Annotated in this window: 6 protein-coding genes and 1 pseudogene; 1 reads left to right on the top strand and 6 read right to left on the bottom strand. The window is 40.9% G+C overall.

The window, feature by feature from the left end; translation table 11 throughout:
• Positions 1-111, top strand: a pseudogene (locus ACTS60_RS00160) (IS30 family transposase); the annotation flags it as partial.
• A gap of 614 nt (positions 112-725) precedes the next feature.
• On the opposite strand, the gene ACTS60_RS00155 reads toward ACTS60_RS00160, so the two are convergent.
• From ACTS60_RS00155 to ACTS60_RS00130, 6 genes are all read right to left on the bottom strand, one after another.
• Entirely contained in the window at positions 726-1,139 is a 414-nt protein-coding gene (locus ACTS60_RS00155) for a hypothetical protein (RefSeq protein WP_021823068.1), read from the bottom strand.
• 158 nt (positions 1,140-1,297) lie between these two features.
• Positions 1,298-1,798, bottom strand: coding sequence for an opioid growth factor receptor-related protein (locus tag ACTS60_RS00150; RefSeq protein WP_064368563.1), 501 nt, complete (start codon positions 1,796-1,798; stop codon positions 1,298-1,300).
• 169 nt (positions 1,799-1,967) lie between these two features.
• The gene (locus tag ACTS60_RS00145) at positions 1,968-2,435 is read right to left on the bottom strand and encodes a cold shock domain-containing protein (RefSeq protein WP_263141779.1); all 468 of its coding nucleotides are present in this window, start codon (positions 2,433-2,435) and stop codon (positions 1,968-1,970) included.
• Between the two features lie 143 nt (positions 2,436-2,578).
• On the bottom strand, positions 2,579-3,283 hold the full coding sequence (locus ACTS60_RS00140) for a hypothetical protein (RefSeq protein ID WP_440886722.1): 705 nt from the start codon (positions 3,281-3,283) through the stop codon (positions 2,579-2,581).
• A gap of 1,303 nt (positions 3,284-4,586) precedes the next feature.
• A complete protein-coding gene (locus tag ACTS60_RS00135; RefSeq protein ID WP_440886721.1) occupies positions 4,587-5,150 on the bottom strand; it encodes a hypothetical protein in 564 nt (187 codons plus the stop codon).
• A 145-nt stretch (positions 5,151-5,295) separates the two neighbouring features.
• Positions 5,296-6,024: a hypothetical protein gene (locus ACTS60_RS00130; protein WP_281947800.1), complete on the bottom strand. Its 729-nt coding sequence runs from the start codon at positions 6,022-6,024 to the stop codon at positions 5,296-5,298.
• Between the last annotated feature and the right edge of the window lie 163 nt (positions 6,025-6,187).

Here is a 6,187-nt window from a genome sequence, read left to right as displayed (position 1 = left end):
TCACACGTAACACAGAAGCTCTGCAATGAAATTGCACACAAATTAAATACGCGCCCACGCAAAAGACTTGGGTATAGGACACCAACGGAGTATATTCATGCGCATCTGTAAAAAGTGTCGCACTTCAAACTTGATACTAAGTTTTACCACAAACACATGATTTACTTGAGAAAGAACTGCTATTTCTAACTAGTTTTCTGAGCTAAACCACAAGGCTCGAGCCAACTTGACCGCCAAAAGCGATTAACCTTAAACGAGTAATTCCACTTCCCTACCCAATGAGGCAACCCGACCAAGAAACAACAAGCACCCTATCTTTCCAACCAAAGCACATAACAATGGCAAATTGCCGAGGCAACTGCCAAGCTAAAATGCCAATTGACTAAGAACCTAAAAGCGACTTTGAGCCAGTTAAGCAAGAAGCCAACCGCCACGACCTGACAATGAAGCAACCCACGAACTTTGGCATGTTTTACGGGCTGAGTGATTCAAGAACTTAGGCCGACAATGCGGATTTGCTGAGTCTACTGGGGACGAATTACCAAAGGAACAAAGAACTAGAGCCGAAGACCTTTAAGCCGTTGAAATACAAGTAAACATAACGCCGCATTAAGGTGTGAGCAACGCTACCACGAAACTAAACCATACCACCGTAAACACAAAACCCAACGATGACACCAAAAATGCCAAGCGTTGAGAATCACTCTTAAATGCTTTGTTATGCATCAATTTCGCGACCAGCTTCTCTCGGGTTTTTGACCCAATTGCCAATCAATATAGCTTTGAGGCGGTCGGCTTATGTCGATGACGTGTTCAACTGAAAATGGTATTTCAACGCCAAAACCGAGATACACACCTGACTCATCAGGATCAATACAACTTGGTTGAAAGTCTAAGATACCAATAAATTTATCTGACACTAATTCTGAGACGATGACATAACCTCTCTCAGATTCAACGTAAATATCACCATTTTCATCCTCAAATTCAATTTCTAAGATGATTTTGGCTGCATCACCAATTTTTAGCGACTTACGAGCATCTAGAGTTGGAATCCAAAACGTTTCTGGATTATTGCGATGGGATTCCTCCCCATTTCGTAATCGCCAATAATCTTCTTCGAAACTTGCTAATCGCATAAGGTTCTCCTTGATGCATAACGCCCTGTTAAGGTGTGAGCAACGCAATACCGAAGCTCCCGCATACCACCTTAACCACTAAAACCAACGCATAGTAAAAATGCCACGCGTTGCGAATCACTCTTAAACAGTTTGTTAGTGCGCTTTTTCAGCGATCCCTAACCCTTGAGCGCGTTACGCCAATACTCAACCGTTTTATCTGAAACCATGCCGGTTTCTCTGGCTGCAGCCACTAGAAAGTCACACAAGTTTGCTGCTATCTGCTCATTACCGAGTAAATACAAACTACGAATTGCTCGGGTCAGGCGGAGTTGGTTGTGGTCATGACTTTTAAGCCAGACGTGGTTAGCAGGACTTAGTTCCAGTAATGAAGAAATTTCACACCCATCTCGCTGCAATCCCCAAAACTCGAGTAAAAGGTCGAGTACTTTTAAGTGAGCAATACGTAATTCTTCTGAGTTAGCAAAAGCCTCTCGATCTGCTTGAGTTACCAAAGGAGCATGTTGATTGAACTTAGTACCCTCATCAATCGGGAAAAGAACCTGAATATACTTATGATCATGCTCCAGCCAGAAGTGGTTGTAAGCTAACAACTGCTCTACATTGCGACCAAATTTATCTGGAGCTTTACCAGATATGAAACGAGCAATTTCACTCATTTTAAATCCTGCTAATTATAATTTTTATCTTTGCGCACTAACGCCCAATTAAGGGGTGAACAACGCTACCACCAAACCTAAAACATTGTGCCATAAACACTAAATTTGAGGTAGAAGCAAAAATGCCAAGCGTTGTGAATCCCTCTTAAATTGCTTGTTATATCACGCCCTAATTAGTGCACCACTGCATTTCACAAGGCAAGCCATCACGATCCCCATCAATTTGTACGTTGGGACAGTTTGCTAAATAGAACTTTGCCTCATTGCAAGATGTCATGTGGCTACAGCGAGTCTTACCCTCGCATACAAACCCCATATTTTCATATTCAGGAGTAGTAAAGAGCTTTTCAAAAGCAAAATAGCCAAAGACACCTAGAGCCAAGCCAATTAGCACAACAGATAATATAGATGATGACGAACTGTTTTTGATAGGTTCAACACCAACAAGCAATACATTATGAGCGCTAGTTTTGCCGTTGCTTACTTCGATCTGAAACTCTACTTTATCGCCAGTTTTTGGACGCCTGTAACCCTTCTTAAACTTCGATACATGAACGAAAATGTCACCTGGGTAGGCATCAGAGTTGATGAAACCAAAACCACGCTCATCAACCCAACGAACAATTTCACCTTTCATATTTGTTGTTTCCTCGAAGTGATATAACGCCCAATTAAGGGGTGAACAACGCTACCACCCTACCTAAGGCATTGTGCCATAAACACTAAATTTGAAGTAGAAGCAAAAATGCCAAGCGTTGTGAATCCCTCTTAAATTGATTGTTAGCAGTACTTTACTGAATTTATCAGCTGTACAATTTTTTCTCGATAGTATTCGTGTGGCGCTGAACGATATTTTGGATTATTTATACACTGCAATTTGTAAATAATATCTCCGTACATTCGACTTTGAGTAAATCCCATTAACTCTAGTAAGGCAGACGGTGATTTAAGCTTGAGAAAGCAACTTTTTGAAAGTGCTACTTTATCATGGAAATACTCATGATGAAGTTCACCTATAACCCTACGAGCACTTTTGTAGTTCACTTTGTTCCCGATGATCTCAAAGCAGTAGAGCGATAAAATAACCAAATCGGTATAGTAATAATTTACATCAATGTCATCTTGGTTCAATGTGACTTCTTGCAAAATTACTCCCCCACCAATACCCGCAGTCAAATTAGACCACATAGAATGCTTACGCATTTGGTGTAACTCGGGACGTAGTACACCCTTAGCTATGCCCCAAGACTTAGTGGAGGAATCAACCATTGTTGATTTGACCTGAACCTTTCTGCTTATATCTTCAGAATCAAGGACTAAGTCATAGCCATTATCATCGACATCAGTACGGTAAGCTTTAAGGTAATACCCCTGCATCGCATAGGCTAACTGTAGATCAAACAATAATTTGTTCATTAACATCGACTCACGGCGAATCGAATTTTCAGGCTCGTAGAAAAAACATCTCGATTTGTCATGTTCCATACTGATTTACCACCGTGTACTGCTAACGCCAAATTAAGTAGTGAGTAACGCGACCACCTACCTAAACCATTGTGCCGTAAACACTTAAGCTAATTCAAAGTAAAAATGCCAAGCGTTACGAATCTGCTTAAATTTATTGTTATGTTTTACCACAAACGACTGATTTACTTGAGAAAGAACTGCTGTTTCAGACCGATTTTCTGAACCAAACCACAAGGTTTAAACCAACTTGACCGCCAAAGGCGACCAACCTGAAACAAGTAATTCCTTTTCCCTGCCCAATGAGGCAACCCGACCGAGTAACAACAAGCGCCCTTTCTTTCCAACCAAAGCGCAAGACAATGGCAAATTGCCGAGGCAACTGCCAAGCCGAAATGCTGATTGGTTAAGAATCCAAAAACGACTTTGAGTCAGTTAAACAAGAAGCCGACCGCCACGACCTGACAATGAAGCAACCCACGAATATTGGCATGTTTTACGGCCTGAGCTATTCAAGAACTTAGGCCGACAATGCGGATTTGCTGAGTCTACTAGGGACGAATTGCCAAAGGAACAAAGAACTATATATAGCCTAAGACCTTTAAGCCTTTGAAATACAAGTAAACATAACGCCCAATTAACGTGTGAGCAGCGCATACACTGAACTTGAACACTGCGCCGTAAACACTAAACTCAACCCGAAGTGAGAACGCCAAGCGTTGCGAATCACTGTTGAATTGTTTGTTATGTTTTACCACAAACGACTGATTTACTTGAGAAAGAACTACTATTTCTAACTAGTTTTCTGAAGCAAACCACAAGGCTGAAACCAACTTGAGCACCAAAGACGACCAACCAGAAACGAGTAATGCCACTTCCCTGCCCAATGAGGCAACCTGACTAAGTTCCAACAAATGCCCTTTCTTTCCAACCAAAGCGCAAAACAGTGCTGAATTGCCGAGGCAACTGCCAAGCCGAAATGCTAATTGACTAAGAACCTAAAAGCGACTTAAAGCCAGTTAAACAAGAAGCCGACCGCCACGACCTGACAATGAAGCAACCCACGAACATTGGCATGTTTTACGGCCTGAGAGATTCAAGAACTTAGACTGACAATGCGGATTTGCTGAGTCTACTAGGGACCAATTGCCAAAGGGACAAAGAACTAGAGCCTAAGAACTTTAAGCCTTTGAATTTCAAGTAAACATAACGCCCAATTAAGGTGTGAAGCACGTGACCACGACACTTCATTTGACCACCGTAAACACCGAACTCAACCCAAACCAAAAATGCCAAGCGTGCTGAATCACTCTTAAATTGTTTGTTAGGCTTGTGGTTCAGGTGATTTTGGACCTATCGTGTTCTGGAACTGCTCTACTGGAAAAACTTCACCGTTTACGTAAAAATATTTTCTGGTGATTGTTCCCTTTAAGTTTTGCGGTTGATTAAGCTCAGAGGAATATTTAGATTCATAGAAGTAGTCTAACTCTAGATAATTGTTTTTTATCTTACTTACGTCAACCACCGCTTTGAATAAGAATATTCGTTGTTCTGGAGTTGGTGTACTTACTGGCTTTTCTAACTGAATACCTGACACTATTTCATTGTTTGTTGTTTTGATATGCCAACTTGATGTAAAGGGAATATCATTTTTCGCGGTAATCTGTAGTACAAGCTCTCCTGTTGGTGCGTACTTACCCAATGTGACATCCAAATCAGGCGCCGTGTTTTTGAGAGCAATTTCAGCACCTTGTTTCAAGAACACAACCCGCTCTTCCACTTTAGCTTTCACAAACTGTCCCGAAAGCGCCACCACAAAACCTAGTGAAATAAAAACATAGGGGATAAATTTTACAAACTTGGTTAATTGTTCAACATCATTCCACATTCTGATTATCCTACGAAAAGCCTAACGCCCTGTTAAGGTGTGAGCAACACAATACTGAAGTTCCCGTAAACAACCTTAACCACTAAACCTAACGCATAGTGAAAATGCCAAGCGTTGCGAATCACTCTTAAACAGATTGTTAGGATTATGCCGCGCCATATTGCCAACTAGCTAAATTGAACTGTTCTTCGAGATGAAAACATAGAGCCTCCCCCGAATATTTCTCGATTGAATATACCATTGTAGGAACTACTTTATCGCAGATTAGCTCTCTCGGCAGTTCTACAACACTGCTGGGCATTATGTTGAGCATACTGTCTATACCCAAATGTTCAAATAACACGCTTCGCTCAAATGAACTGAGAGGGACAGTTTCTCGAAAAGAGTGATTTTGGGAGAACCATACCTCTAGGCGGTCCAAGAAAGGATTATACGGAGTCAAGTCTGAAAAACTCAGAATTCCCTTTGCCATCATAACAAATTCATCATCAGTAAAGTCTTCTAGTTGCTTCATGTAACGCATATTGATAAGTAATTTTAATGCTTGCGCAGTACATTCATACTTTGCAGTCATTTTTTCATCAATATCTTTATTGATACCTTTTTCACTCTGACCTGCCAGCTGATTTTGATATTTTTTACTTGTTACTTTTAGTTCGTATGACTTCTTTTTGCTTAGGAACAGGCTTGCTTTGCTTAATTTTTGAATGAGTTCTTTCTCGTCTTGATCCAGAATACCTTTCTCATCAACCCAAATGAGTAGACTTCTATTAAACTTGAATGTATTAGCAAAGAGGTCTTGTTTTTCAAACAAAAACCAGGTCGCTGTTATGCCACCTAGTATTGTACAAACCGCTAAAATGAACTCTAACATTATGTTTCCTTTTAATAATTCCTAACGCCGCATTAAGGTGTGAGCGACGCTTGGCTATACTTGAGCGAAGCGAAAACGCCAAGCGTTGCGAATCACTCTTAAATGCTTTGTTATGAGTAAGTTTCTAACTCGACCAGTGCTAATAATTTACGCCCTAGATTGG

It is taken from the genome of Vibrio sp. WZ-1 (assembly GCF_052037695.1).
In the GTDB taxonomy this organism is placed as follows: domain Bacteria; phylum Pseudomonadota; class Gammaproteobacteria; order Enterobacterales; family Vibrionaceae; genus Vibrio.
The sequence above is the reverse complement of the archived record's forward strand: the minus strand, read 5'-3'. Positions and strand labels throughout refer to the sequence as shown.

Excerpts from the sequence above, each read along its gene's own strand:
- ACTS60_RS00155 (WP_021823068.1), bottom strand. The coding sequence starts at position 1,139 with ATGCGATTAGCAAGTTTCGAAGAAGATTATTGGCGATTACGAAATGGG.
- ACTS60_RS00150 (WP_064368563.1), bottom strand. The coding sequence starts at position 1,798 with ATGAGTGAAATTGCTCGTTTCATATCTGGTAAAGCTCCAGATAAATTT.
- ACTS60_RS00145 (WP_263141779.1), bottom strand. The coding sequence starts at position 2,435 with ATGAAAGGTGAAATTGTTCGTTGGGTTGATGAGCGTGGTTTTGGTTTC.
- ACTS60_RS00140 (WP_440886722.1), bottom strand. The coding sequence starts at position 3,283 with ATGGAACATGACAAATCGAGATGTTTTTTCTACGAGCCTGAAAATTCG.
- ACTS60_RS00135 (WP_440886721.1), bottom strand. The coding sequence starts at position 5,150 with ATGTGGAATGATGTTGAACAATTAACCAAGTTTGTAAAATTTATCCCC.
- ACTS60_RS00130 (WP_281947800.1), bottom strand. The coding sequence starts at position 6,024 with ATGTTAGAGTTCATTTTAGCGGTTTGTACAATACTAGGTGGCATAACA.